Genomic DNA, 928 nt, shown 5'->3' with positions numbered 1-928 from the left:
GTAACCCTTGCAGTATAAGGCTTACAGCCTTATACAATGACATTTTCCGATATTTAATGGATATCATTTTTTATGTCAGTGAATAAAAATATAACTACTAATAATCAATAGTTTGTTTAGCGAGTGTCTACGAGCGACACAACGAAAAGTCGCGTCTAGACTCCCTGAAAAACAGCTTTTTAGGCTGAGAAGCCTAAATAAGCGTAAATCACATGTAAATATTTGCACCTAGATCGAGCGAAGCGAGCAAAAAAACTTCTGAGCGAAGCGAAGTCATAGCCGCTTTTGCTTTTTACATAATTTTAGAAAGTATTTGCAAAAAATTGCCCCGACGAATCGAGCGAAAGCGAGATTCAATAGAGTTTGAGCGTAGCGAAAACCAAGGGCAATTTTTCATGACTCATGTTTTTAATTATTTTTAAATCTTTTAAATCTTTTACTTCCTCTGTAATCCTTATAGATAAAGGATTACAAAGTTTAAATATGACGGATTGACTACCAACTATGACGGATTGACTACTGCTACACCTAAACAGATCCCGATCCCTGAACATATCGAAGCTACACCTAAAAAACGAGGTTTATTGGGTCGTTTAACGAAGGCTCTGTTTGAGGACTGATATCAACCTACGCTAAAGAAAACCGTGGGACATGAACAATCGAAAAAAAAAGCCCATTCGAGGGTGAATGGGCTATAAAACTTGAATCAACAAATTGAATTATAACTCATCGTCAGTTACTTGTCTTTTTGCATTGTAATCTGTTTTTCTAATTCAGCTATCCGTGCATTTGCATTAGTGAGTTGTGATTCCACATATTTGATCGAGCCTGATTTTTCGAGTAGCTGTTCATATTTGGCTTGCAAGGCGTTGTAGTCTTCTTTTGCCTTATCTGTACTAGCAAGAGCGACTTTCAGCTTGTCGGTGGT

The 928-nt window shown here is 37.2% G+C and carries 1 pseudogene; it reads right to left on the bottom strand.

What is annotated here, in order from left to right:
• Positions 1–736: 736 nt before the first annotated feature.
• Positions 737–928 (bottom strand): annotated as a pseudogene (locus E0H79_RS15025) (hypothetical protein); the annotation flags it as partial.

It is taken from the genome of Acinetobacter sp. ANC 5045 (assembly GCF_004331005.1).
Lineage (GTDB): Bacteria > Pseudomonadota > Gammaproteobacteria > Pseudomonadales > Moraxellaceae > Acinetobacter > Acinetobacter towneri.
This window is presented reverse-complemented; position numbering and strand designations above follow the sequence as displayed.